This window comes from Streptosporangium sandarakinum, assembly GCF_050942225.1.
Lineage (GTDB): Bacteria > Actinomycetota > Actinomycetes > Streptosporangiales > Streptosporangiaceae > Streptosporangium > Streptosporangium nondiastaticum.
Window position 1 is genome coordinate 6,319,291 of record NZ_CP192034.1, and the last position, 25,472, is coordinate 6,344,762.

The 25,472-nt window shown below is 71.9% G+C and carries 21 protein-coding genes; 9 read left to right on the plus strand and 12 right to left on the minus strand.

Annotated features, from left to right (window positions below; translation table 11 throughout):
- Window positions 1–71: 71 nt before the first annotated feature.
- The gene (locus ACQP10_RS29105) at window positions 72–1,034 is read left to right on the plus strand and encodes a hypothetical protein (RefSeq protein WP_179823974.1); all 963 of its coding nucleotides are present in this window, start codon (window positions 72–74) and stop codon (window positions 1,032–1,034) included.
- Window positions 1,035–1,065: 31 nt separating this feature from the next.
- Here ACQP10_RS29105 and ACQP10_RS29110 read toward each other — a convergent pair whose 3' ends face one another.
- Window positions 1,066–1,800: a hypothetical protein gene (locus ACQP10_RS29110; RefSeq protein WP_179823976.1), complete on the minus strand. Its 735-nt coding sequence runs from the start codon at window positions 1,798–1,800 to the stop codon at window positions 1,066–1,068.
- A gap of 446 nt (window positions 1,801–2,246) precedes the next feature.
- Here ACQP10_RS29110 and ACQP10_RS29115 point away from each other — a divergent pair, with 446 nt between their 5' ends.
- From ACQP10_RS29115 to ACQP10_RS29125, 3 genes are all read left to right on the plus strand, one after another.
- A complete protein-coding gene (locus tag ACQP10_RS29115; protein ID WP_346019591.1) occupies window positions 2,247–2,957 on the plus strand; it encodes a nuclease-related domain-containing protein in 711 nt (236 codons plus the stop codon).
- 177 nt (window positions 2,958–3,134) lie between these two features.
- Window positions 3,135–4,973 (plus strand): dihydroxy-acid dehydratase, encoded by a 1,839-nt coding sequence (ilvD, locus tag ACQP10_RS29120; RefSeq protein ID WP_390000354.1) that lies wholly within the window; start codon window positions 3,135–3,137, stop codon window positions 4,971–4,973.
- Window positions 4,974–5,108: 135 nt separating this feature from the next.
- Window positions 5,109–5,594 (plus strand): helix-turn-helix transcriptional regulator, encoded by a 486-nt coding sequence (locus ACQP10_RS29125; protein ID WP_179823982.1) that lies wholly within the window; start codon window positions 5,109–5,111, stop codon window positions 5,592–5,594.
- 178 nt (window positions 5,595–5,772) lie between these two features.
- Here the strand turns inward: ACQP10_RS29125 and ACQP10_RS29130 are convergent, their stop codons facing one another.
- From ACQP10_RS29130 to ACQP10_RS29140, 3 genes are read right to left on the minus strand one after another with little or no spacing between them, the layout of a single operon-like run.
- Entirely contained in the window at window positions 5,773–5,988 is a 216-nt protein-coding gene (locus tag ACQP10_RS29130) for an FmdB family zinc ribbon protein (protein WP_346019589.1), read from the minus strand.
- A gap of 15 nt (window positions 5,989–6,003) precedes the next feature.
- Window positions 6,004–6,825, minus strand: a complete 822-nt coding sequence (locus ACQP10_RS29135; RefSeq protein WP_179823986.1) for a GNAT family N-acetyltransferase — start codon at window positions 6,823–6,825, stop codon at window positions 6,004–6,006.
- A 30-nt stretch (window positions 6,826–6,855) separates the two neighbouring features.
- The gene (locus tag ACQP10_RS29140; RefSeq protein WP_179826253.1) at window positions 6,856–7,365 is read right to left on the minus strand and encodes an HNH endonuclease; all 510 of its coding nucleotides are present in this window, start codon (window positions 7,363–7,365) and stop codon (window positions 6,856–6,858) included.
- A gap of 327 nt (window positions 7,366–7,692) precedes the next feature.
- Between ACQP10_RS29140 and ACQP10_RS29145 the strand changes: the two genes are divergently transcribed.
- Window positions 7,693–9,765 carry a prolyl oligopeptidase family serine peptidase gene (locus tag ACQP10_RS29145; protein ID WP_179823988.1) on the plus strand — a complete coding sequence of 691 codons (2,073 nt, stop codon included), beginning with the start codon at window positions 7,693–7,695 and terminating at the stop codon, window positions 9,763–9,765.
- 90 nt (window positions 9,766–9,855) lie between these two features.
- Here ACQP10_RS29145 and purU read toward each other — a convergent pair whose 3' ends face one another.
- The 3 genes from purU to ACQP10_RS29160 all read right to left on the minus strand — a co-directional run bounded on the left by purU (window position 9,856) and on the right by ACQP10_RS29160 (window position 13,152).
- Window positions 9,856–10,710: a formyltetrahydrofolate deformylase gene (gene purU, locus ACQP10_RS29150; RefSeq protein ID WP_346019588.1), complete on the minus strand. Its 855-nt coding sequence runs from the start codon at window positions 10,708–10,710 to the stop codon at window positions 9,856–9,858.
- 388 nt (window positions 10,711–11,098) lie between these two features.
- A complete protein-coding gene (locus ACQP10_RS29155; protein ID WP_346019587.1) occupies window positions 11,099–11,593 on the minus strand; it encodes a GNAT family N-acetyltransferase in 495 nt (164 codons plus the stop codon).
- Window positions 11,590–13,152 carry an XRE family transcriptional regulator gene (locus ACQP10_RS29160; RefSeq protein WP_390000344.1) on the minus strand — a complete coding sequence of 521 codons (1,563 nt, stop codon included), beginning with the start codon at window positions 13,150–13,152 and terminating at the stop codon, window positions 11,590–11,592. The genes ACQP10_RS29155 and ACQP10_RS29160 overlap by 4 nt, the downstream gene beginning before the upstream one ends.
- Before the next feature lie 442 nt (window positions 13,153–13,594).
- Between ACQP10_RS29160 and ACQP10_RS29165 the strand changes: the two genes are divergently transcribed.
- The 4 genes from ACQP10_RS29165 (at window position 13,595) to ACQP10_RS29180 (ending at window position 17,262) form a co-directional block, all read left to right on the plus strand.
- Window positions 13,595–13,777 (plus strand): hypothetical protein, encoded by a 183-nt coding sequence (locus ACQP10_RS29165; protein ID WP_229812017.1) that lies wholly within the window; start codon window positions 13,595–13,597, stop codon window positions 13,775–13,777.
- A 579-nt stretch (window positions 13,778–14,356) separates the two neighbouring features.
- Window positions 14,357–15,232 carry a mechanosensitive ion channel family protein gene (locus ACQP10_RS29170; RefSeq protein WP_433540078.1) on the plus strand — a complete coding sequence of 292 codons (876 nt, stop codon included), beginning with the start codon at window positions 14,357–14,359 and terminating at the stop codon, window positions 15,230–15,232.
- 36 nt (window positions 15,233–15,268) lie between these two features.
- Window positions 15,269–15,667, plus strand: coding sequence for a globin (locus tag ACQP10_RS29175; RefSeq protein ID WP_346019584.1), 399 nt, complete (start codon window positions 15,269–15,271; stop codon window positions 15,665–15,667).
- Window positions 15,668–15,732: 65 nt separating this feature from the next.
- Window positions 15,733–17,262 carry a glycoside hydrolase family 13 protein gene (locus ACQP10_RS29180; RefSeq protein WP_433540079.1) on the plus strand — a complete coding sequence of 510 codons (1,530 nt, stop codon included), beginning with the start codon at window positions 15,733–15,735 and terminating at the stop codon, window positions 17,260–17,262.
- A 155-nt stretch (window positions 17,263–17,417) separates the two neighbouring features.
- On the opposite strand, the gene ettA is transcribed toward ACQP10_RS29180, so the two are convergent.
- From ettA to ACQP10_RS29205, 5 genes are all read right to left on the minus strand, one after another.
- Window positions 17,418–19,082 (minus strand): energy-dependent translational throttle protein EttA, encoded by a 1,665-nt coding sequence (gene ettA, locus ACQP10_RS29185; protein ID WP_179824004.1) that lies wholly within the window; start codon window positions 19,080–19,082, stop codon window positions 17,418–17,420.
- A 10-nt stretch (window positions 19,083–19,092) separates the two neighbouring features.
- Window positions 19,093–20,406 (minus strand): GGDEF domain-containing protein, encoded by a 1,314-nt coding sequence (locus tag ACQP10_RS29190; RefSeq protein WP_179824006.1) that lies wholly within the window; start codon window positions 20,404–20,406, stop codon window positions 19,093–19,095.
- Between the two features lie 563 nt (window positions 20,407–20,969).
- Window positions 20,970–21,854 (minus strand): single-stranded DNA-binding protein, encoded by an 885-nt coding sequence (locus tag ACQP10_RS29195; RefSeq protein ID WP_346019582.1) that lies wholly within the window; start codon window positions 21,852–21,854, stop codon window positions 20,970–20,972.
- A gap of 203 nt (window positions 21,855–22,057) precedes the next feature.
- The gene (locus tag ACQP10_RS29200; protein WP_346019581.1) at window positions 22,058–23,701 is read right to left on the minus strand and encodes a GTP-binding protein; all 1,644 of its coding nucleotides are present in this window, start codon (window positions 23,699–23,701) and stop codon (window positions 22,058–22,060) included.
- A gap of 7 nt (window positions 23,702–23,708) precedes the next feature.
- Window positions 23,709–25,439: a dynamin family protein gene (locus tag ACQP10_RS29205; protein ID WP_346019580.1), complete on the minus strand. Its 1,731-nt coding sequence runs from the start codon at window positions 25,437–25,439 to the stop codon at window positions 23,709–23,711.
- Window positions 25,440–25,472: the final 33 nt, after the last annotated feature.

A 25,472-nucleotide genomic window follows, 5' to 3' on the forward strand; every position in this document is an offset into this window, starting at 1 on the left:
CGCCCTTCGTGGCGGGGGCGCGGTCCGTGTGGGCGACATTCCCGGCATCGGCGACTCCGAAAGGTGATCAGGTGGAATCGGCGCGCGACCTTCTCGTCTCCCTGGCGCGGAGGTACGCCTTCGGCGACGTCGGGGCGCTCGCCCCGGAGGTGATCGGGGAGGCGGGCGCCGTCGAGACCGTGTGCGAGTTCGGCCAGCGGCTGCTCTCGCTCGACGCCGAGGACTTCGCGGCCGAGGCGCGCGGCGTACCCGCCGACCTGCGGCGGCGCGCGCGGGCCTGCACCATGCCCCAGACGCCCCGGGAGCAGCCGCGTGGCGCGCTCGCGTCGCTGCGCCCGGCCTACGGGCTGCTGCTGGAGGTGATCGCCGTCCGGTGGCACCGGCGCGAGCTGAGCTCCATGGTGGCCGCCCTGCACATCGCCAGCGAGTATCTCCCGCTGCTCGCCTTCGAGCCCGCGCTCGGCAACGCGGGCGACCCCGCCCGCTGGCCGGTGGGGCTGAGCGCGCCGGGCAGCAGGTTCGGCGTGATCGGCGACCGCGAGTGCGACCACACCAAGTCCGAGCAGTCGGCCGCCAACCGGACCCTGCGGGTGGCCGGGGAACCCGCCGAGGGGTGGCGGGCCTACTTCGACCGCCAGCACAGCCAGGTGGCGGGCGCCCTGGCCACCTGCGTGACCTCCTGCCGCAACCCCTGCACCGCGATGGACTGGGTCGGGCCCCACGTCCGCGACGACCTCGCCCTGCGCGCCCGGATGGCCCTGGCCTTCGCCGAGACGCCCCTCGTACGGCTGCGCCACGCCGCCCCGGTGGGCCACGGGTTCGGCGTCCCCTCCCCCGAGGAGGTCCTCGACGCCTGGGAGCGCAGCCGGGCCGTCCTGTCCAAGAACGACGTGGGCGCCGCGGCGTCCGCCGAGGACGGTTTCCCGCTGCCCGGCCTGCCCAGTCTGTTCTCGGCCGTCGCGGGCGTCCCGGTGGCGCCCTCGACGCTGCTGGCGGACATCGCCGCGCACCTGGCGGGCCTCCTGGAGCTCTGACCGGCGCGGACGTCCGCAGCCGGAGCCCCGATCAGAGCGGGCGTCCGCAGCCGTCCACCGGGTCGCAGCGCCAGGGCGGAGGCTCGGCCTGCCGTACGGGCGGCGGGGCCATGGGCCTGCCGGACAGGTCCCACGACGTCATCAGCTCGCCGGCCACCGCCGAGACCAGGCAGCAGGAGGCCGCGAGCAGCAGCAGGACCAGGCCCCGGTGGACGTAGCGCTGCTTGACGTCGGCGACGGCGCCGAGCCGGCCGGCCCGACGCACCAGCCGGTCGACCTGGACCGTCGCGTCCCGGGCCCCGTCCCGGCCCGCGTCCCGGCCGGCGGTGCGGGCGCGCAGCTCGGCGAGGGCGCTCTCGGAGAAGGCCCCGGCCCGGGAGTCGTCGGCCGGGCCGGCGGCGCGCGGACCGGCGCGGAAGGCGCCGGCGGGGAACGCCCCGTCGGAGGACGGGCGCGGCGCGGACACCCGGGCCGAGTAGAAGCGGCGGCGCTCCACGGCCCGCGCGGCGAGGCGGGCGCTGTACGGCCAGAGCGCGGCGGCGAGCGTCACGATCGCCATCGCGCACAGGAACAGGCCCGCCCACCACAGCCAGCTCACCTCGGCCGGGAGGTCGCGCGGCGTCAGCCGAGCGGCCGTCAGCCCGCCGATGAGGGCCGTCCCGGCCAGGGCGGCGGCCCTGCGGTCCGCGCGACCACTCCTGTCGCGCGCCTCGGCCAGGAGGCCCGTGAGATAGGCGAACGCCTGGTCCGGCGCCTTTCGCACCATTCCCCCCGCGAAATATGAACGGCAGGGCCGACTCCGGCCCGACCCGGGCCTTTACCCGATATCGGGAAAGGAACGCATGTCATATCAGAAACCCGAGTACCACGTACCGGTTTCGGCGGACGCCGCGGTCCGGCACGGGGCTTCACCGGCGGCCGGGGCGCTAAGATCACGCACGTGCGCGCTGTCCGCGCGGCGGCCGGTGACACCGGGTTCTCTAGAGAGGAAATATGTAGATACCCGGTTGCCTGCGGCCCAAGCGGGCAATGACGGTCACAAAAGTATGAGAAACCCAATACTAGGCACCCCTGGGGGCGTCAGCTACCGTGAGTTACGTGGATTCCGGCCAGGTACCAGAAGACGGTAACAACGCGTCACCGATTTGGGTCAGTGACCGGTCGGCCGACGACAGGCCGGCGCCCCGACCCACCGCGCCAGAGCCCGAGCCCGTGCCCGTCAGGCGCGCCTCCCTGCGCGAGCTGTTCGACGACCCCAGGTACGGCCACCTGCGCCGGCGCGCGCTGATCGCCGTCATCGTGGGCGTCGTCGCGGGGGTGCTGCTGGCGAGCTGGCGGCTGGGCCTCACCGCCGCCGTGCTCGCGGCGATCGCCGACACCGTGGTCCGCGCCCGCTCGCACTCCACCGTGCCCGCCTGGCGGCGCGCCTCGGTCGCGGAACGGCGCACGGAGGCGCAGCTCAAGGGGCTGGAACGGCGCGGCTACCGCACCCTGCACGCCCGGGCCATCCCGAGCAGCGAGGCCCAGATCGACCACCTGGTCGTCGGCCCCACCGGCGTCTACGCCGTCGACTCCGAGAAGTGGGACAAGCGCCTGCCGGTCCGCGTCCAGTCGCACCGCAAGCTGTTCCACGGCCCGTTCAACCAGAAGCCCCGCCTCGACGAGGCGCGCTGGGAGGCGGCCCAGGCGAGCGAGCTGATCGGCAAGGCGCTGGGCCGCGAGATCACGATCATCCCCTCCCTCGCCATCTACGGCCCGGCGATCCCGTGGAAGATCCTCAACGTCCGCGAGGTGGACGTCTTCGACGGCAGCCGCGTCCGCAAGTGGATCACCAAGCGGGAGCGGTCGCTGACCGCGGAGGAGATCGACATGATCTACCGCGCCGCCGCCGAGGTGCTGCCCGCCCGTTACCCCGAGGACTGACCGCCCCCGGGCCCCCGTCACGCGCTTCTCCCCCCGGCCCCTCCCCGTGAGGGGCCGCGGGACGCGGGACCGTCCCGCGTTGTGACACCTCCGTCTCGTGGAATGGACACGACGTCTCACGCACTGGGAGGTGGCCGTACCATTTGAGGACACGGTCGCGATGATGGGAGAAGCCTCATGCCCGCCCTCAGGTCACGTACGGTCACCCACGGCAGGAACATGGTCGGAGCCCGGGCCCTGCTTCGGGCGACGGGCGTGGCGGGCGATGACTTCGGCAAGCCGATCATCGCGGTGGCCAACAGCTTCACCCAGTTCGTCCCCGGGCACGTCCACCTCCGCGAGGTCGGCGACGTGGTGGCCGGGGCGATCCGCGAGGCGGGCGCGATCCCGCGCGAGTTCAACACGATCGCGGTCGACGACGGCATCGCCATGGGCCACGGCGGCATGCTGTACTCGCTGCCCAGCCGCGAGCTGATCGCCGACGCGGTCGAGTACATGGTCAACGCGCACTGCGCCGACGCCCTGATCTGCGTCTCCAACTGCGACAAGATCACCCCGGGCATGCTGCTGGCCGCCTTCCGGCTCAACATCCCCACGATCTTCGTCTCCGGCGGCCCGATGGAGGCCGGCAAGACGCCGGGCCGCAAGCTCGACCTGATCGACCCCATGGTGGCGGCCGCCGACGACAGCGTCTCGGACGCCGAGCTGCTGGAGATGGAGGAGAGCGCCTGCCCGACCTGCGGCTCGTGCAGCGGGATGTTCACCGCCAACTCGATGAACTGCCTCGCCGAGGCCATCGGCCTGGCGCTGCCGGGCAACGGCACGATCCTGGCCACGCACACGGCGCGCAAGAAGCTGTTCGAGGACGCCGGGCGGCAGCTGGTGGAGATCACCCGCCGCTACTACGAGGACGGCGACGAGAGCGTCCTGCCGCGCAACATCGCCACCAAGGACGCGTTCGAGAACGCCATGGCGCTGGACGTGGCGATGGGCGGCTCGACCAACACGATCCTGCACATCCTCGCCGCGGCCCGCGAGGCCGGGGTCGACTTCGGCCTCAAGGAGATCAACGAGATCTCCCTGCGGGTGCCGTGCCTGTGCAAGGTGGCCCCGGCCACCTCCGAGTACCACGTTGAGGACGTCCACCGCGCGGGCGGCATCCCCGCCATCCTCGGCGAGCTGGACCGCGCCGGGCTGATCCACCGTGACGCGCGGTCCGTCTCCGGCGGGACCCTGGGCGACGTCCTCGACGCCTGGGACCCGTGCTCGGCGAACGTCCGGCCCGAGGCCCTGGAGCTGTGGCACGCCGCCCCGGGCAACGTGCGCACCGTCAAGCCCTACTCCCAGGACTCCCGCTGGGAGTCGCTCGACCTGGACCGGGCGGGGGGCTGCGTGCGCGACCTGGAGCACGCCTACACCCGCGACGGGGGCCTGGCCGTCCTCTACGGCAACATCGCCGTCGACGGCTGCATCGTCAAGACCGCCGGGGTGGACGAGTCGATCTGGAGGTTCACCGGGCCGGCCGTTGTGTTCGAGTCGCAGGAGGAGGCCGTCGAGGGCATCCTCGGCGACCGGGTCAAGGCCGGGGACGTCGTGGTGATCCGGTACGAGGGTCCCAAGGGCGGGCCGGGCATGCAGGAGATGCTCTACCCCACCTCGTTCCTGAAGGGCAGGGGCCTGGGCAAGGCGTGCGCGCTGGTCACCGACGGCCGCTTCTCCGGCGGCACCAGCGGGCTGTCCATCGGCCACGCCTCCCCGGAGGCGGCCGAGGGCGGCCTCATCGCCCTGGTCGAGGACGGCGACCTCGTCGAGATCGACATCCCGGGCCGCTCGATCGAGCTGAAGGTCTCCGAGGAGGAGCTGTCGGCCCGCCGGCAGCGGCTCCTGGCCGAGCTGGGCGGCTACCGGCCGCGTGACCGCCACCGCCCGGTGAGCGCCGCCCTGCAGGCCTACGCCGCGCTGACCACCTCGGCCTCCACCGGCGCCTCGCGGGACCTGTCGCAGCTGTCGCGCTGATCGTCCCCGGTTCCCCCCGGCGCCTCGCCGGGGTTGTCGCAGCCGTCGCTCCGACCTCGGAATCCTCTCGGATACGTCCCATCGCATCCGAGAGGATTTTCGAAAAATGTCGGTGTTCGGACGTACCATGAAGACATGGCAAACGTCACGAAATCCCCTGCCAACCCGCTGACGACCGCCGAAATCGCCGCCCTCGCCCTGTCCCTCGCCCACCTCGGCTCGGGCCCGCAGGCCACCGCCGCCCGCCTCGGCCTGCGCCACGCGTTCGAACAGCTCCACCTCGACGACGAGGTCGTCGCCACCACGCTGGCGACCCTCACCGAACCGATGCCCGACGCGGTGGCCGACCGGGCCCGGACCATCGCGGCCGCCATCACCTCGCGCATGGTGGTCCGCCTGCACTACCGGGACGTGTCAGGCCGCATCACCGTCCGCGAGGTCGACCCGGTGACGTGCATGGTCCACCGCGATCACTGGTATCTCGTGGGCATGTGCCGGCTGCGGCGCGGCATCCGGGCCTTCCGGTTCGACCGGATCATCGCCACCGAGCCGACCTTCGTCCCCGCCCGGCCGCACCTCGCCACCGACTTCCTGCCCTTCCAGGGCAAGCGGGCGGCCTGACACCCACCGGCGCCGTCCCGCGGGCCCCGCGCGCCGGGGGCCGCGGGAACAGCGCCCCGACGCCGCCCGGGGCGGTCCCTGCCGAGGGCCGGCCGCCCCGGGTTGCGTCAGGCGGAGCCGAGGCGGTCCCTCCAAGGGTGGACGGACCCCCGGGTTGCGTCAGGCGGAGCCGGGACGGTCAGCCGCAGCAACCGCCCCCGCAGCAGCCGCCTCCGCCACCGGCGGGGCGGGGGGCGGCGCCGCCGGACGCGCCGGTGACGGCGACCGTGGACAGCAGCCTGACGGTGTCGTCGTGCCCCCGCGGGCAGGAGGCGGGCTCGTCGGAGCGGGCCATCGGCCGGGAGACCTCGAAAGAGGAGCCGCAGGAGCGGCAGCGGAATTCATAGCGCGGCATGGCACACAAGCGTACTCACGCGAACGCGACGGAGGCGTAGTCGGCGACGGGGACGTACCCGATCGCCTGATAGATCGCGTTGGACGTGGGATTGGCCAGGTTGGTGAAGAGCAGCACCTCGGTGGCGCCCCCGGCGAGCGCCCCGGCCGTCGCGGCGTGGGTGACGGCCGTGCCGTACCCGCGGCGGCGGAGGGCGGGCGGCGTGTAGACGGGGCCGATCCTGGACACGCCCGCGAGGGGCGCCGAGACCCCGGCGAACGCGACCGGCTCGCCGCCCACCTCCCACAGCAGGAACTCCTCCCGGGTGATCCTGCTGGCCACCAGCGGCGTCAGGTCGAACGCCACGGACTCGTGCTCCTCCTCCTGGAAGGCGGCGTTCCAGGCGACGAGCAGGTCGAGGTCGGCGGCGACGGCGGTGCGGGCGGCGCCCTCGGCGGCGGGCGACGGCGCGCGGAGGGTGCCGATCCGGTAGAGGCGCTCGGAGCGGCGCCCCGCCTCCGGCCGCCACCAGGCGGCGGCGAACGCCTCGGCCGCCTCCGCCGGCCCCGAGACGCCGGGCACCCGCCGCTCCGCCTCGATGAGCCGGGTGGCCAGGTCGCGCACGGCGTCGGCGGGGACGTCGGGGAGCAGCAGGGGGCGGGGCGGCGTCTGGCTCGCCGCCGCGACGACCTCGCCGCCCCGCTCCAGCCAGCCCAGCAGCAGGTCCTCGCCCCACAGCCCGGCGCGTATGGCGCGCAGGACCGTGAGCGGCATGGTGTTGCGGACCGGGTCGCGCAGCAGCAGCGGCTCCGCCGCCCTGGCGTACTCCTCGACGTCCGAGGTGAACGTCCAGGTCATCCGGCCGTCACCCCGTGGCCCCGCGAACGCTCACGCCGCGCTCTCCGCGAGATAGGGGGCCCACAGGGGGTCGCCGACGTTGTGCGCGCCGATCAGCCGCCAGTGGACGCCGTGCGGCACCACCGGGGCGACGCTGAGCGTCCATCCCAGCTCCTCCAGCATCCGGTCGGCCTTGCGGTGGTTGCACGGCATGCACGAGGCCACGCAGTTCTCCCACGTGTGGGTGCCGCCCCGGGAGCGCGGGATCACGTGGTCGATGGTCTCGGCCCGCTGGCCGCAGTAGGCGCAGCGGTGGTCGTCGCGGCGCATCAGCGCGGTCCGGGTCAGCGGGATCCGCGACCGGTACGGAATGCGGACGTACCTGCGCAGCCTGATCACCGAGGGCGCGTCGAGGATACGGCTCGCCGAGCGGATCACGGCGCCCTGCCCGTCACGGTGCACGACGTCGGCCTTCTCCCGCAGCACGAGCACGACGGCCCGGTGCAGGGAAAGCGTGGTCAGGGGTTCGTAGGTGGCGTTCAAGAGCAGGACCTGGCGCATCAGCGAGCATCTCCCGCCGCACACGTCGTCAGGGTCGTCATGTGAGAGGGCACGCCGTGGCGTACCCCGACTGGCGGCCCCTCCTGAGGCCCGGATGTTTCCGTCACGATGACCTCCGCCGGACGGCCCAGCGGATGGTCACCCCGGCGCCGTCCTTCACCAAGTTTGGCTTCTGCATCGTCGTTCCCGCCACCCATAAAAGGCTGGAGAGACGCCTGGTACGTTTTATGCCCGCATTACCAGTTTTTAACTCCTCTTCCGGCGCATCGGTTCCGCCCGGCGCGCTGGTGATGCCGGGACGCCGCCGGAGGTCGTAGGGTTCCTGCCATGACGCGACAGCCCTACCCTCCAGCCAGCCGTGACGACATCGTCGAGAACCTGCACGGCACCCCCGTCTCCGATCCCTACCGGTGGCTGGAGGATCCCGACGACCCCGCCACCGAGGGGTGGCTGGCCGCGCAGGAGAAGCTGTTCGCGGCCGAGATGAGCGCCCTGCCCGGACGTGAGGCGTTCCGGTCGCGGATCGCCGAGCTGCTCCGGTCCGGCTCGGTGGGGGCTCCGGTCTGGCGCGGGAACCGGGCGTTCTTCACCCGCCGCACCCCCGACCAGGAGCACGCGGTGCTCTACACCGCCGATCCCGGCGGCGCGGAGCGGGCGCTGTTCGACCCGATGGCGATCGACCCGACCGGGCTCACCACCCTCGACGCCTGGCAGCCCGACAAGGAGGGCCGTCTGCTCGCCTACCAGGTCTCGGTGGGCGGCGACGAGGAGTCCAGCCTCTACCTCATGGACGTCGCGACGGGAGAGCGGATCGAGGGGCCGATCGACCGGTGCCGCTACTCCCCGGTGGCCTGGCTGCCCGGCGGGGAGGCCTTCTACTACGTGCGCCGGCTCCCCTCCACGGAGGTCCCCGAGGGCGAGGAGCAGTTCCACCGCCGCGTCTACCTCCACCGGGTCGGCACCTCCACCGAGGACGACGTGCTGATCTTCGGCGAGGGGATGGAGAAGACCAACTACTACGGGGTGGCGGTCTCGCGCGACGGCCGCCGGCTGCAGATCTCCGCCTCCCGCGGCACCGCGCCGCGCAACGACCTGTGGGTGGCCGACCTGTCCGCCTCCACCCCCGACTCGCCCGAGCTGACCGTCGTCCAGGAGGGCGTGGACGCCCAGACCGCGCTGCACTTCGGCCGCGACGGCCTGCTGTACGTCTTCACCGACCGCGACGCGCCGCGCGGCCGGATCTGCGTGACCGACCCCTCGGAGCCGCTGGCCGAGCAGTGGCGCGACCTGATCCCGCAGGACCCCGAGGCGGTGCTCACCGACTACGCGATCCTCGACGACCTCGACCGGCCGGTCATGCTCGTCGGCTGGACCCGCCACGCGATCAGCGAGATCACCGTTCACGACCTGGCGACCGGCGAGCGCGTCGGGGAGGTGCCCACGCCCGGCCTGGGCACCATCGGCGGCATCACCGAGCGCCCCGAGGGCGGCCACGAGGCGTGGTTCGGCTACACCGACAACACCACCCCGCCGACCATCCAGCGCTACGACGCCCGCACCGGCGAGACCACGCTGTGGGCCGCCTCCCCCGGCGTCGTCGAGGTGCCCGCCGTCCACACCGAGCAGGTGGCCTACCGCTCGGCCGACGGCACCGAGGTCCACATGCTGGTGATCAGCAAGCCCGGCGCCGAGGGCCCGCGCCCGACCATCCTGTACGGCTACGGCGGCTTCGGCCTGTCGATGTCGCCGGGTTACTCGGCCTCCATCCTGGCGTGGGTCGAGGCGGGCGGCGCCTACGCCATCGCCCAGCTGCGCGGCGGCGGCGAGGAGGGCGAGGAGTGGCACCGCGCGGGGATGCTCGCCAACAAGCAGAACGTCTTCGACGACCTGCACGCGGCGGCCGAGCACCTGATCGCCACCGGGATCACCACCCCGGACCGGCTCGGCATCTCCGGCGGCTCCAACGGCGGCCTGCTGGTCGGCGCGGCGCTCACCCAGCGTCCCGACCTGTACGCCGCCGTCGTCTGCTCGGCCCCGCTGCTGGACATGGTCCGCTACGAGCTGTTCGGCCTCGGCGCCACCTGGAACGTCGAGTACGGCTCGGCCGAGAAGCCCGACGAGTTCGCCTGGCTGCACGCCTACTCGCCGTACCACAACGTCCGGGAGGGCGTGTCCTACCCGGCGACGCTGTTCACCGTCTTCCAGTCGGACACCCGGGTCCACCCGCTGCACGCCTGGAAGACGTGCGCCGCGCTGCAGCACGCGCAGGCCGGGGACCGGCCGATCCTGCTGCGCAACGAGACCGAGGTGGGCCACGGCGCCCGCGCGGTGAGCAGGACCGTCGAGCTGGCCGCCGACCAGCTCACCTTCCTGGCCCACCACACCGGCCTGGCCGTCTGACGCGGCCCTCCCCCGGCTCTTCTCCGGTTCTCCCCCGGTCTCCGGCCCTCCCCGGGTCTCCCGGCGGGAGGGCCGGAACGACCGGCGGCCTCAGCGGGGGAAGACGATGGTCTTGTGGCCGTCGAGGAGGACCCGCTGCTCGCTGTGCCAGCGCACGGCGCGGGCGAGGACCTGGCACTCGACGTCGCGCCCGATGGCGGCCAGGTCGTCGGCGGAGTGGGTGTGGTTGACCCGCGCCACCTCCTGCTCGATGATCGGCCCCTCGTCGAGGTCGGCGGTGACGTAGTGGGCGGTCGCGCCGATCAGCTTCACCCCGCGCGAGTGGGCCTGGTGGTACGGCTTGGCGCCCTTGAACGACGGCAGGAACGAGTGGTGGATGTTGATCACGTTGCCGGCGAGCTTGACGCAGAGGTCCTCCGACAGCACCTGCATGTAGCGGGCGAGCACCACCAGGTCGGCGCGGTAGTGGTCGACCAGCGCCAGCACCTCCGCCTCCTGCCGGGCCTTGGTCTCGGCGGTGACCGGCAGGTGGTGGTAGTCGATGCCGTACGACTGGGTCAGCGGCCGCATGTCGGGGTGGTTGGAGACCACGGCGACGATCTCGATGTCGAGCAGGCCCGAGCGCGTCCGGTAGAGGAGGTCGTTGAGGCAGTGGCCGAACTTGCTGACCATCACCAGAACGCGCGGCTTGACGGCGGTGTCCCGCAGCTTGGGCTCCATGCCGAACTCCGGGGCGAGCGCGGCGAGGGCCGTACGGAGCTCGGCCTCGGGGACCGGTGAGGCGAATTGCACCCGCATGAAGAACCGCTGGGAGACGGGGTCGCCGAACTGCTGGCTCTCCAGGATGTTGCAGCCGTGCCCGGCCAGGAGACCGGAGACCGCGGCCACCACCCCGGGGCGGTCCGGGCAGGACAGCGTCAGCACGAACTCCGCCGCGGGACTCATCGGCGCCGCCCGCCCGCCCGCGCCCGGCCCACGCCGGTCCTGTCGACTCGCTCGCTCATCTTTCATCCCTGGAGGTCAGACCCTGAAGGTCGGATCGTACGGTGTCACCCTGCAGGGTACGGTGCCTCCGGGCCGGCCGGGGCGGATCATGGGTCTCCGCGCGCCTTCGCCGGAGCCGAACCCGCGCCACGGCCGATGACGGTGGCGACGGGCCGGCTGCCTCAGCCCTCGTGGATGGCGCTGGCCGTGCCGCTCAGCCGGACGGTGCCGGGCTTGTGAACGATGATCTTCTTCATCGTGACCCCATAGGAAAGGGACTACAGGTACGAGAAGCAAGTATTCCGGCGTGGCATCACGGGGCAAACATCAAATGCCGAAAGAGTCTGAATTAGTACTGGTTCAACAAAGGGGTCACCGCTTCGACCAGTTCCTTCTCGCCATAAATCACCACACATCCCCCGCGTTCCTCGCGGCTGATCTCGCGCCAGCCGTACTTGCGGTACAGCTCGATCGCGGCGGGCTGGTTCAGTGTGGTGTCGCCGCGGAGCCGCGTGTAACCGAGCGCGATCGCCCGCGCCTCCAGTTCCGCGACGATCCTGGCGCCGAACCCGCGCCGCTGGAACTCCGGGTGCACCCGGATGCGGCACATCTCGGCGGTCCGGTCGTCGATACGGCGGAGGCCGCCCATGGCGACCACCCGCCCGCCATCGGACTCCCCGACCAGGAACTCCCCCCGATCCGCCAGGTAGATCTCGTTGATCCGAGGGAAGTCGTCCTCGTAGTAGACGCCGTCTCCCGGAGCCAGACCGACCTGCGCGAGGCAGATCTGGTGCAGCGCCCACACGGACTCGAGATCGGACCAGCGGTAGCGGCGTACCCTCACAGCACCTCGCCCGTGATCGGGGCCGTCACCGACGCGGTGCGCACCGCCTCCAGATACTCCTTGAGGGCGGGGTGGCCCGGGGCCCTGGTCTCGACCGCCTTGGCCACCTCGTAGGCCCGCTGCATCAGGATGTCGGGCCTGCAGCCCTCTCCCAGGCTCGTCAGCGCCGTCGTGGCGATCTGCAGCGCCTCCTCGACATCGCCCTCCAGCAGGCGGCACTTGGCCCGGTCGAGCTTGATGATCGTCGGGTCGAGCCAGTCGGACGGGCCGTACTTGGTGAGCGCCTGCTCCAGGATGAGGTCGGCCTCCATCGGCTGGCCCAGCCTGACGAGGGCGTCGCCCTGGTGGAAGTAGAGCTGGCGCTCGGTGTAGCCGAAGGTGGCGTCGTCCTGCTCGGAGGCGGTCATCTGGGAGAACGCCGCCCTGGCCCGCGACAGCGCCCGCTTGGCCTGGTCCACCACGTCCTTCTTGCCTCCGCCCGCCATCATCGCGAGCGCGCGGGCCTCGAAGACCGGGGCCATGGCCTGGGCCGCGCACGGCGTCTGTCCCGCCAGGTCGCGGCTCTTGCGCGCGAGGTTCAGCGCCTCACGCGGATCGCCGTAGTACAGCGGCACCAGCGCTTCCCGGGCGATGACCCAGGCTCGCAGCGCCCGGTCGCCGGTGTCGTCGGCGGCCATCCGGCCCGTCCGGAAGAAGGACCGGGCCATCCTGTGGTCGCCCAGGTTTACCATGATCATGCCGCTGAGACCGGCGAGTTGGGCCGCCATGCGGCACAGCCGTTCCTGCAGGTCGACGGGCTGGCGATGCTCCATGGCCTTGCGGACGGCGCTGAACTCCAGCAGCACGTCGCACAGCAGGCGCAGCGGCGGCGTGTTCATGTACTGCCGTCCGAAGCCGAGCGTGGCTTCCTCCCACTGGTCGAGCATCGCGGGTGAGACGGTGGCCGACACCAGGGTCTCGTCCATCCTCCTGCGCACGTTCTCGACCGATCCGAGCAACTGGCCGTCCAGCGTCACGCCGGCGCCGGCCAGGAGCTGTAATAGCGTCCTCCGTAGCACGTTCTCGTCCTCCTCGCCCCCGTTCGCGGAGGGGTCGCCGCCAGCCGGGCGGTTCAGCGGCTCGCGCGTCCCGGGGGAAGTGTCGGGTCTTCTGTTCTGGAGATCACTCCCGGCCACCACGGGCGTCCTGTGGTCGTGGCCGCAGATGCACGGGCCGTCGTAGCCGAGAGAGGCCGGTTCGACCCGGTAGGCGGAGCACAGGTAGTGGAGATACTCGGGACCGGGCCGCTTGAGCCCGCTCTCGTACGCGGACAGGAGCGTCTCGCCGATCCCCGGCGCCGCCTTGCCGTCGCGTTCGAACAGCGCCCGTATCTGCTCGATCACGTCGGCCAGCGCGACGCCGTGGGCGAGGCGATGCCCCTTGATGCGGGTGGTCCCGAACTGCGGACCACACTTGTCGTAGATCTCCTCGGCGATCTGGGCGGGGGCCTGCCCCGCCGCCAGGCCACGGGCCCGGATCTGCCGCGCTAATTCCGTCTCCCTGTGCTGCCTGCCGGACATTCCGGCCCCTCTCTGATGGCCAGCCGGGCTGACTGGCGCACTTGACCGGTCCTCACCAGATGACACAGCGTGACTCTCACGTCGCACTGCGCCTACCGAGAATAATGACCCACGTTTGAGTTATTCGGAACGTGCAGATGAAGCCATTGGCTAAGGATCGTCCTCCACCGGACTGTTTCTTTCAACCTGCTTGGGAGAAGGCATATCCCGATCTTGTTTTTCCCACGTTGACCCTTCACGCCTGGTGAGTCATCTTTGGCCAACCAGCACCGATTCGCGCAGCTAAGCGAACCGGATTCGGTGTGGTACCGGCTGAAAAACGAGGAGGGACGAGGTGGGGGAAGACGACTTCGGACACCTGGAGCGATTGGTGTCAGAGCTTGACTCTCGAGGACTGCACGCGCGATTGGTGCGTACCCGGTCGGGCCGTCCCTTTGTCCGCGTGATCAACCCGAACGCGACCAGCCTGGCGGAGAACGTCACCTGCCGAGCGCAGCCGGCCACGGCCCCCCGCCCCCCGGACGTGTACTACTGGTGGTCCTGGGGAGAGCGGATGCACACGGTCGAGGATCCCGCCGGCGCCGCGACCAAGGTCGCACGCGTGCTCGCCGCGGTGGGAGAGTGACACCGGCGGCGGGCGGGGACGGGGTCGCAGCCGTCCGCGCCCGCCGCACCCACCGCGGTCCGACGGGGGCGGCGGGGTGACCCGGTGCGGAGCGTCCTCGGACGCTGGGCACCTCGCCGACCTCCCCGAAACCCGCCGTGAAGGAGAGTCCGGCGCCCCCTTCCGCCGCGTCCCCTTACACGGCGCCCACGAAGCCACCGTCCGGATCCCTCCGGACGGAGGTCGGAGGGATCCCTCCCGGGAACGGCACGGGACACGCTTCCGGGTGCGTGCCCCGGCCGAGCAGCCCGCCACCGGGTCGTCTCCGGATCGGCCCCCGCGGCCCCGGTCCGGGCGTCCCCGTCTTCCCCGGCGCGATGTGACGGCGGCCGGATCGGTCGGCAATATGGACTGGCAACGCGAGTTGCCCGTTTCGCCGACCTATCCGATCCGGGAGGGATCCACTCCGTGTTCCTGCTCGCCCCCGCCCCCACTCCCACCCCGACACCCACCGGGGTGCCGGGAGTAGAGGAACTTCTCGACATGAGTGCGGGCCTTACCAAGGGATGTGAGAACGGCGGGGGGCTAATCTGCAATCTCATGCAGTCCGTCCTGCCCGCCACCTGGGCTCCCGCGGTCGCCGGCGCGATCGCCATCGTCCTCGTCGTGCTCGTCGCACTGGTCACTCGGAACGTGGCCAACCGCCTGATCACCCGGGTGGTGCGCCGCGCCTCCTCCTCCAACGGCTCCTCGATCGCCGGGCGGCTGCGCGGCAAGCAGAACATCCCCCTTGAGGGCCTCGACGCGGTCGCCGCCGAACGGCGCAGGCAGCGGGCCGAGACCATCGGCTCGGTGCTGCGGTCGGTCGCCTCGGTCGTCATCCTCGGCACCGCCGTGCTGACCGTCCTGGACCGGCTGTCGGTCCCCATCGCGCCCCTGCTCACCAGCGTCGGCATCGTCGGCGTCGCCGTGGGCTTCGGCGCCCAGGAGCTCGTCAAGGACTTCATCGCCGGCATGTTCATGCTGCTGGAGGACCAGTACGGCGTGGGCGACGTGATCGACGCGGGCGCCGCCGTCGGCACCGTCGAGGCGGTCACCCTGCGCATCACCCGGCTGCGCGACAACGACGGCCGGGTCTGGTACATCCGCAACGGCACCATCGTCCGGGTCGGCAACGAGTCGCAGGGGTGGGCCCGCGCCGTCGTGGACGTCCCGGTGGCCTACGCCTCCGACATCCCCGCGGTCCGCGAGCTGCTCCAGCAGGTGGTCGACGACATGTGGAACGACCCTGCCTACCGCGACGCCGTCCTGGTCGAGGAGCCGCAGGTCTGGGGCATCGAGCAGATCTCCGACACCGCGATCGTCTTCCGGATCAGCGCCAAGACGATCCCCTCCCGGCAGTCCGAGATCGCCCGCGAGCTCCGCCTGCGGGTCAAGTCGGCCCTGGACCGGGCGGCCATCACGATCGCCGGCTGACGCCGCCCGGTTCCGGTGTCGCTTAGGCTTGGAGCCGTGTCCGCTATCCCCGAGGAATCACAGTCCTTCTACGACGCCGTCGGCGGCGAGGAGACCTTCCGGCGTCTCGTCCACCGCTTCTACGAAGGCGTCGTGGACGATCCGCTGCTGTGGCCGCTCTACCCCGAGGAAGACCTCGCCGGGGCCGAGGACCGGCTCAGCCTCTTCCTGATGCAGTACTGGGGCGGCCCGAACACCTACAGTGCGCAGCGCGGCCACCCGAGGCTGCGGATGCGGCACAATCCGTTCGTCATCGGCGCGGCCGAACGCGACGCCTGGCTGCGGCACATGCACGACGCGGTGGTCTCGCTGGAGCTTCCCGAGGAGCTGGAGAAGCGCCTGTGGGACTACCTGGTGTACGCCGCCCACAGCATGGTCAACGCACCGGACGCCTGACCGAGGAGCGGTAACGTCCGGGTCTTCGACGCATAAACCACACCGGGCCAGGGCAATCCAAGCACATGGAAATCCCCTGGTGGCGTGATGCCGTCGTCTACGAGATCTATGTTCGCAGCTTCGCCGACGCCTCCGGAGACGGCGTCGGCGATCTGCCCGGTATAAGACAGCGTCTTCCCTACCTCGCCGAGCTCGGTGTGGACGCGATCTGGCTGACCCCCTTCTACCCCTCCCCCATGGCCGACGGCGGCTACGACGTCGCCGACTACCGCGACGTCGACCCGCTGTTCGGCACCCTGGCCGACTTCGACGCGCTCGTGACCGACGCGCACGCGCTGGGACTGCGGGTGCTCGTGGACATCGTGCCCAACCACAGCTCCGCCGAGCACCCGTGGTTCAGGGCGGCGCTGCGGGGTGAGGGCCGGGACCGCTACGTCTTCCGCGACGGCGGGGACGAGCCGCCCAACAACTGGCAGTCGACCTTCAGCGGCCCGGCCTGGACGAAGACACCCGACGGGCAGTGGTACCTTCACCTGTTCGCACCGGAGCAGCCCGACTTCAACTGGCGTAATCCCGAGGTGCACGCCGAGTTCCTCGACGTGCTGAGGTTCTGGCTGGACCGCGGGGTGGACGGGTTCCGCATCGATGTGGCGATGGGCCTGTACAAGGCCGAGGGCCTGCCCGACCTGCCCCCGGAGGACCAGGCGTTCCGGTCCGAGTCACCGATCTGGGGGCGCCCCGAGGTGCACGAGGTGTACCGGGAGTGGCGCAAGGTCCTCGACTCCTACCCCGGGGAGCGGATGGCCATCGGCGAGGTGTGGACCGACTCCGCCGAGGACCTCGCCCTGTACCTGCGCCCCGACGAACTGCACCAGAGCTTCAACTTCGCCTGGCTGGAGGCGCCGTGGTCGGCCACGGCCTTCCGGAAGGTCATCGGCGACACCCTGGCGGCGGTGACCGCCCCGACGTGGGTGCTGTCCAACCACGACGTGGTCCGCCACGTCACCCGGTACGGCGAGGGCCTGGTGAACTCCACGGCCGGCCTGGCCCGTGCCAGGGCGGCCCTGCTCGCCATGCTGGCCCTGCCGGGGTCGGCATATCTGTACCAGGGGGAGGAACTCGGACTCCCCGAGGTCAAGGATCTTCCCCCGGAGGCGCGTCAGGACCCCGTCTTCCGCCGCTCCGAGGGCTCGCTGCCGGGCCGGGACGGGTGCCGGGTGCCCCTGCCCTGGGCGGGTGCGGCCGCGCCGTACGGCTTCTCACCCGACGGGGTGGGGCCGTGGCTGCCGCAGCCGGCCGACTGGGCCGCGCTGACCGTCGAGCGGCAGGCCGCGGATCCGGGGTCGACCCTGCACTTCTACAAGGAGGCGCTGCGCGCCCGGCGCGAACTGCGCGGCGCCCTGCCCGACGGGATCACCTGGCTCGACGCCCCCGAGGACGCCCTCGTCTTCACCCGCGGCCCGCTGACGTGCGTCCTCAACTGCGGCACCGAGCCGGTGCCGCTTCCCCCGCACGAGCACGTGCTGATCGGCAGCGCGCCGGTGGACGGCTATCTGCTCCTCCCGGACACCGCCGTCTGGCTGCACACGCCCTGACCCGGCGGGCCGTCCGGTCCGGACGCGCGAAGCCGCCTCGGCGTACGAGGCGACCCGGAGCCGCGAGGCGATCGGGTGCGTGAGGCGGCTCGAACACATGAGGCGGCCCACCGCTCCCCGTGCGGGGTGCGGTGGGCCGCCTCTGCCGTCCCGCGTCAGTCGCGGGTGAGCTTGCGGTAGGTGACGCGGTGCGGACGCGCCGCGTCGGCCCCCAGACGCTCGATCTTGTTCTTCTCGTAGTCGGCGAAGTTGCCCTCGAACCAGAACCAGTTGGAGTCGCCCTCCCACGCCAGGATGTGGGTGGCGATGCGGTCGAGGAACCACCGGTCGTGGGAGGTGATGACCGCGCAGCCCGGGAACTCGAGCAGCGCGTTCTCCAGGCTGGAGAGCGTCTCGGTGTCGAGGTCGTTGGTGGGCTCGTCCAGCAGCAGCACGTTGCCGCCCTGCTTGAGGGTCAGCGCCAGGTTGAGCCGATTGCGCTCGCCACCGGACAGGACGCCGGCCTTCTTCTGCTGGTCGGGGCCCTTGAAGCCGAACGCGGCGATGTAGGCGCGCGACGGCATCTCCACCTGGCCGACCTTGATGTAGTCGAGCCCGTCGGAGACGACCTCCCAGACGTTCTTCTGCGGGTCGATGCCGCCGCGGCTCTGGTCGGCGTAGGAGATCTGGACGGTGTCACCGATGACGATCTGGCCGCTGTCCGGCTTCTCGCTCTCGGTGATCATCCGGAACAGCGTGGTCTTGCCGACGCCGTTGGGGCCGATGATGCCGACGATGCCGTTACGCGGCAGGTCGAACGTGAGGCCCTCCATCAGCACGCGGTCCCCGAAGCCCTTGGTGAGGTTCTCGGCCCGGATGATCGTGGTGCCCAGGCGCGGGCCCGGCGGGATCTGGATCTCCTCGAAGTCCAGCTTCCGATGCTTGGCGGCCTCGGCGGCCATCTCCTCGTAGCGCTGGAGTCGCGCCCGGCTCTTGGTCTGGCGGGCCCGGGCGTTGGAGCGGACCCACTCCAGCTCCTCCTCCAGGCGCTTCTTGCGCTTGGCGTCCTTCTGGCCCTCCAGCTTGAGCCGGGCGGTCTTGGCCTCAAGGTAGGTGGAGTAGTTGCCCTCGTAGGCGTGGCAGCGGCCGCGGTCGAGCTCCAGGATCCAGCCGGCCACGTTGTCCAGGAAGTAACGGTCGTGGGTGACGGCCAGGACGGTGCCGGGGTACTTCTCCAGGTGGGACTCCAGCCACTGGACGCTCTCGGCGTCGAGGTGGTTGGTGGGCTCGTCGAGCAGGAGCAGGTCGGGCTGCTCCAGCAGCAGCTTGCACAGCGCGACCCGGCGGCGCTCACCACCGGAGAGCATGGTGACGTCGGCGTCCGGAGGCGGGCAGCGCAGGGCGTCCATCGCCTGTTCGAGCTGGCTGTCGAGGTCCCACGCGTTGCGGTGGTCGAGGGCGTCCTGGAGCTTGCCCATCTCCTCCAGCAGCTCGTCGCTGTACTCGGTGGCCATCAGCTCGGCGATCTCGTTGAACCGGTCGAGCATGGCCTTGGTCTCGGCGACGCCCTCCTCGACGTTGCCGAGTACGGTCTTCGACTCGTTCAGCGGGGGCTCCTGCTGGAGCATGCCGACGGTGAAGCCGGGCATGAGGCGGGCTTCACCGTTGGACGGCTGGTCCAGACCCGCCATCATCCGCAGCAGCGTCGACTTTCCGGTGCCGTTGGGGCCCAGGACGCCGATCTTGGCGCCCGGCAGGAACGACAAGGTGACGTCGTCGAGGACGACCTTGTCGCCGTGCGCCTTGCGCACGCGCTGCAGTGTGTAGATGTACTCCGGCATGACTTCTAGCTTAGGGCCTTTCGGGCTTTGCTAGGGGCGGCCGGGGGCCGGGGCCGGTGGGCCGGGGAACCACGGCGGCCGGAAGGCAGATCCGGTCGCGGCCCATCTCCTTGGCCTGGTAAAGAGCGAGGTCCGCGGCGGCGAGCAATTCGATCAGGTCGTCGCCGTGCATGCTCATGATCGCGACCCCGGCGGAGATCGTCACCGTGACGAGGTTGTCGTCGGCCGGGACCGCCATCCGCCCGATACGGGACCGCAGCCGCTCGGCCACCCTGCGCGCCTCGGTCACGTCGGCCCGGGGCAGCAGGACGACGAACTCCTCACCCCCGAACCGGCCCACCACGTCGTAGTCCCGCAGCTGGCTGCGGATGGTCGAGGCGACGCCGGCCAGCACCTGGTCGCCGACCAGGTGGCCGTAGGTGTCGTTGACCCGCTTGAAGTGGTCGATGTCCACGATCAGCAGCGCCAGCGTCTCACCCGTGCGGCGGGCCCTGACGATCTCGGTGTCGGCCTCGCGCTGCCAGGCCGCCGCGTTGAGCAGGCCGGTCTTGGGATCGGTGCGGGCCGCGGCCTGGAGCTGGGCGTGCAGCAGGCTGCGCTGGAGCAGCATCACCGGCGGCAGTGCCAGCACCAGCAGGGCGAGGTTCAGCCCGCAGGTGATGGCGACGAGGATGCCGACGCACAGTTCGACCACGTCGAGCAGCAGGTTCTCCCGGTTCCACAGCACCTCCCGCCAGCGGCTGTCGGGCGCCGCCGCGTGCGCGGCGACGGCGATCAACGCGGTGTTGAGCACCGTGAACAGGGCGGCGCACCCCACGGCGACGAGGATCGGCACCCCGGCCCCGGTGGTCAGCGCGCTCAGGTCGCCCACGACGGAGTGGAACAGCACCGAGGCCGAGCATCCGGCCAGGCCGATGGCGGCCGAGCTGAAGACCCGCCGGTAGGCCACCGTCTCGCGCACGCGCTTCTGCAGCAGGATCTGGAGCGGGATCGGCGACAGGAGCGCGTACACCGGAGGCAGCAGCAGTGCGACGGGCAGCCACCAGGCCGACAGCAGGTCACGCGAGACGCCGGCCGGCATGCCGAGCCTGCGGGTCGCCTCGATGCAGACGGCCCCGCACGCCATCAGCGCGGTGAAGGCGAGCACGTCGTGCCAGCGGAAGACCGTCGAGACGGCGAAGAAACCGATGGCGAGGAGATCGAGCGCTACGATCGCGCAAAGGTAGACGACCAGCGAACGGTGCTGCCCAAGCAAGGGCCAGCGATCAGCCAAGGCCGCCACACCGTCACGCGGTTTGACCGAGGTGTGACCGGGTGCCGTCATGTCGCCCCCTTCTCCGACTAACGATGTGTAACACGATAGTTGCGGAGTGTGCGGCGCGCGACGGGAACCGCTACCTTGAGCGGGTGGGCGCGTGTCCCGGCGGCCCACGAGTGAAAGGACCCGCTCCCCGCCGAGCGGGCCATGTGGGAAAGGAGCAGCCATGCTGCGGGGTGTGACCTGGACCTGACAGGTGCTCCGGCATCTGGCACGGGCAAGACCATCGGGCCGTCTCCACCGGCGCCACCGCCCTCCCGGCGAGGCACCGGCCGCGTCCGGCCGATGCCCCCTCAGCCCTCGGGTCTCCCGAGGGACACCGCCCGGCACCGGAAGCCCGCCGCAGGAACCTCGTCATACGAAGAACACCTCTTCCAGGCCGGAGCACCTTCGCTCCGGAACACCCGCTCAGCAGGTGTCACACCCCCGGGCGGCCGGGACATCCTCTCCAGCCGGCATCGCCCCCGAACGGAAACACCCACCCGAACACCCACCCGGCCGGCGTCACCCCGGACCGGGACACCCGCCCGCCCGGCCGGCATCGCCCTCAGGCCGATCCGGTCACCGCTTCAGGCCGCCGCGCGCACCTCGACGGGCCACGGCGTCTCGTCCGTCTCCTCCAAGACCGGTGACTCCCGCCTCGGGGATCTCCGTCCCGAGGACCTCCGCGCGGCCTCGCCGGACCTCCCCTCACCGGTCCGCCTCGCACCGGCGCCCTCTCCTCCGGGCCGGTCCGCACCGGCGCTCCCCTCGGCCCGCTCCGCCGCGGCCCCCGCGGCGGCCTCCCCCGTGGCGACCCCCTCCGCGCCCGTCCCCCCGGTCGCGTCGCGGACTGCCGGACCCTGGCCGCCGGCGACGCCGTCGCCGGACCCGACCGGTGTGAGAGCGTCGGGCGCGGACACCGCCGCAGAGTCTGGGGCGGACACCGCTGCAGAGTCTGGGGCGGACACCGCCGCGGCATCCGGGACGGATCCCGCGGGGACGCCGGGGACGGACGTGGTCGCGGGGACCGCCAAGCCGCCCATGGCCCAGTCGTGCGTCCCGTGGTCGAGCTCGCTCCGCTCGTCACGGCCCAGCGACGGGGCGATCCCGCCCCGCATCGGCTTGGTGAAGCTCCCGAGGCCCCAGCGCAGGTCGTGCCCGAGCGAGCTGGCCTCCACCTCGGGCATGAAACGACGCTCGCCCTCGTGGACGAACTCGCGGATCCGCAGCCGCCCCTGCACGACGATCGGCTGGCCGAGCCGTACCGACTGGGCGACGTTGTCGGCGAGCCCGCGGAAGCAGCGGACTCCGAAGTATGTCGTCTCGCCGTTGCACCACTGCTGGTTGTCCCTGTCGAAGTAACGGCTGGTCGAGGCGACCTTGAGCGAGGTGACCCGGCTCCCGTCGGGGAAGGTGTGCTGGCGCGGCGGGGCCGCGACGTTGCCGGTCAGCGTGATCTGGATGTCGTTCATCGTGATCTCCCATGAAGGCGGGCGGGCTGCCCGCGACCTGAAGACACGATGGCCCGTGCCGCCACCGGCACGGGCCGCCGAACCCCGTTCTGTGGACAGCCGCGCGAACACGCCCAGGCCCTGTGGAAAACCCCGGCCCCGCGGGAAACGCCGCTCGCCGTACCAAGGATCCGAAGGGCCGCGAAAGGCTCGAAGGCCGGGTGTCAGCCCTGGACGCCGCGCATGGCGGCGTAGAACTCGTTGTACCTGGCCAGCTCCCGCTCCACCGGCTCGATCACCAGCTCTCCGGCCACCGCGGACACCCTGCGGCGCATCTCCCGCTCCAGGCGTTCCCGCTCGTTCTCCGACCGCATCGCGACGATGTTGCGGGCGGCCGTGGCGGAGAGCACGCCGAGCCCCAGGACCGAGAACACCATCAGCCCCACCCACGGCAGCGAGGCCGCGTCCGCGAAGAACTCCAACGCCGCGGGCGGCTTCCCCACGCCGAACACGCCGTAGGCGAGAGCCGTGCCCGCCCAGGCGAGACCGGCCACGAAGAGCAGGACGAGCAGGTACTGCCAGATCCGCACCAGCCGCCACCAGGCGGGAACCCGGTCGAGGCGCGGCGCCACCTCCGACAGCTCCTCGGAGAGCACCCCGGGAAGCCGGTCCGCGTGGGAACGCGCCGCGTCCCTGATCCCGTTGCGCCACGCCTCGTGCATGCCGGTGGTCAGACCGTCGGCCAGGGCGTGCACCGCGTTGTCCACTTCGGCGGGCTGGGCGCTGACCGCGCCCCCGGCCAGGCCGCGGATCTCCTCCTTCAGGCCGCCCAGACGCAGGCTGCTCAGCGGGTCGGGCCGGAGCCTGGCGGCCCAGCGGGCGTACGGCCAGCCCAGCCACTCCGCCGCCCGCACGCCGTACACGTTCTCCATGGCCTCCCCGACCGCGGGCACGCCGACCGCGTCACAGAGGGCGTCGGTCAGGCCGATCCTGCGGGCCTCGTCGACGGACGCGGGGGCGGCGGGGGCCTCCTCGGTGGGCATGGCCTTCGTCAGCCGCGCGGTGAGCCGGTCCAGATCGGCCTCGATGCGCTGGACCGCGGCCCGGCGCCTGGTGACGGTCCCGGCGAGGACGGCCTTCAGCTCGTCCACGCCCTCCCCGGTGAGCGCGGAGGCGGTGACGATGACGGGGTCGGTGACCCCTTCGCGGCGCAGCAGTTCCGCCAGGTCGGAGACGCACTCGGCCCGCTCCTCCGGCTCCAGGCGGTCGACCTGGTTGAGCACGAAGATCGTCGCCGCGTCGTGCCCGGCCAGCTCGGTGACGTAACGGCGGTGGGTGGAGGCGTCGGCGTACTTCTGCGGGTCGAGCACCCACACCACGAGGTCGGCGACCTGGATGAGCCGGTCGGCCTCGGTGTCGGTGAGCGCCCGGATGGAGTCGTGGTCGGGCAGGTCGAGCAGGATCAGCCCGTGCAGCCGGCCCTCGCCCCGGTCCAGGGCGCTGGCCCTGGCGAAGCGGTGCCGCCACTGGACCTGCAGCCAGTCGAGCAGCGGACCGGCGCCGTCCAGACCCCACACGCAGGCATGGGTGCGGGCCGTCGTGGGGCGGCGGACCCCGGTCGGCGACAGCTCCAGGCCGGAGATCGCGTTGAACAGGGTCGACTTGCCGCTTCCGGTGCCCCCCGCGAGCGCGACCACGGTGTGCTCGGAGGAGAGCTTGAGCCGGTCGCCGGCGCGCAGCAGCAGCTGCCCCGAACCGGTGAGGAGCTCGGGGTCGACTCTGCCCGGTCCCAGCTCCACGACCCGGGCCAGTGCGGCGAGCCGGACGCCGATTCCCTGCCGGGTCCTGGTGGTGCCAACGGTGGTCATCGCTCGCTTACCGTTCCTCGTTCACCGCGGGGGCGCTTCGTCCCGCGCGGACCACTTCAAGGTTGTACGCCGCCTGGTAGAGGCGGGTCGCGGCGGACTCGTCGGGCACGCCCGCGCCGTCGAGGACCCGGGTGTGACGCGACGTCTCGTCGTCGAAGATCGCGCCGATCCGGGCGCGCAGGTCGCTGCGGGCCCTGGCACCGATGGTCCGCACCGACTCGGCTCCCAGCAGGGCGTTGACCAGCCGCTGCGGCAGCGTCCCGGTACCGGGCCCGGCCGCCTCCGCCGAACCCTGCCCGAGCAGCCCCACCGTGAAGACCAGCGCCAGCGACTCGACGTCGAACGAGACCAGCCGCGCCACCGACCGCTTGGTCACGCCCTCGGTGCGGATCAGTTCGACGATGTGGTCCTGCCAGGCGGCGATGGTACGGCCGGCCCTGCGCGCCAGATCGTCGGAGGCGCGACCGAGGTCCGGGGCGGCGGCCAGGATCCTGTCCGTGCCGGGCCGCCGCTGCCAGCGTGCGACGGACTCCTCGGCGGCCCGCTGCGCCGCCGAGATGACGACGGATTCCAGGCCCGCCCGGAGCGCGGCCTTCAGCGCGGTGAGTCGCTCGGGGGCCTGCTGGCCCGCCTTGCCCGCGAACCGGCCGGGCCTGCGCAGGTGGAGGGTCCGCATGAGATCGCCCGAGCCCGCGAAGTCCTGCCATCGGGCGAGCACCTCGCCGCAGAGCAGTGAGCCGTCACCGGTCGCCTTCTCTATCGCGGCCAGCGCCCCGCCGTAGACGGCGTCCACGTCCCGGCGGAGCTCGCCCCGGAACGCGACCTGGAACTCCAGTTGCCGGGCCAGTGCGGGCATCCGGGTGCGGAAGCTGTCGAGCACCCCGGACAGCGTCGCCTGTACGGCCCGCGCCCGGCGCTGCTCGTCGATGGACAGCCCGGTCAGCCAGTCGTGGAGGTCGGCGACCTCGTGGGCGGGGAGCATGCCGCCGGTGACCTTGCTCTCGTCGACGACGAAGCGCTCGACCTCGCCCAGGCCGTACTCGGCCAGCATCCTGAAGAAGTGCTTGGTGACCACGTCACGCGACTTGGGCGGAACCCGGGAGAGCACGATGGCCAGCTCGGCCCCGCGCTCCTTGGCCAGACGCAGCAGCCGCCACACCGGGGCGTCGGCGTAGCGAGCCGCTGTGGTGACAAATATCCATAAATCACCCACGTCGAGCATGCGGTGGGCGATCTCGTGGTTCTCCTCGACGACCGAGTCGATGTCGGGGGTGTCGAGCAGGGCCATGCCCGCCGGGAGGCTCTCGGCGGGGGCGAGCACCAGAGAGTCGCGGTCGGCCGCCGCCGGGACGGCCTCCTGCCTGCGCAGACTCCCCAGCACGTCACCCTTGGCGAACCAGTCGCGGTCATCGGGGTGACAGGCGAGGACCGGGGTGGCGGTGGTCGGGCGGCGCACGCCGGTGGGGCTGACCCGGGCCCCGGCCAGGGTGTTGAGCAACGTGGACTTGCCCGCGCCGGTCGAGCCCGCGATGACCACCAGCGCCGGGGCGGTACTCGTGCGGACCCGGGGGATCACGTAGTCGTCGAGCTGGGCGAGGATCTCCTCCTGGGTCCGCCGCGACTCCTCGGCCCCGGGCAGGTCGAGGCCGAACCGCAGGCCGGTGACGCCCTCGCGCACGGCCACGAGCGCGCGGCCCAGGAGGTCGGCGGCGGCGTCGGGCAGCGGGGTCTCCCGCATCCGGTTCGGGCCGTCCGCGGGGCGGGGGCCGTC